The organism is Corallococcus sp. AB032C (assembly GCF_003668935.1).
Taxonomy (GTDB): Bacteria; Myxococcota; Myxococcia; order Myxococcales; family Myxococcaceae; genus Corallococcus; species Corallococcus exiguus.
Genome location: NZ_RAWP01000296.1, coordinates 1 through 254 on the forward strand (window position 1 = coordinate 1; position 254 = coordinate 254).

Consider the following 254-nt stretch of genomic DNA (forward strand, 5'->3'; position numbering starts at 1 on the left):
CGCGTCTGTCCGCGCCGGAGCAGTCCGCGCTGCGGGAGGCCCAGAAGCGCGCGGTGGCCCTGCTGCGCGCGGAGGTCGCGCTGCCGCTCGATTCAGCGCTCGTCACGGAGGCGGGGCTGCCCACGCCGTGCAGCACCACCACCGGCTGACGGCCCGCGGGCAGGAAGTCCTGGAACGCGCGCTGCACGGTGCTGATGAGCCCGCGGTCACGGATGTAGCGGCGGTTGACGAAGGTGTAGAGGCCGCGCGCGTTG

The 254-nt window shown here is 74.0% G+C and carries 1 protein-coding gene; it reads right to left on the reverse strand.

Annotated features, from left to right (window positions below):
* A partial coding sequence (locus D7X99_RS44175; RefSeq protein ID WP_233614250.1) for a hypothetical protein occupies positions 1 to 254 on the reverse strand: 254 nt, incomplete at both ends.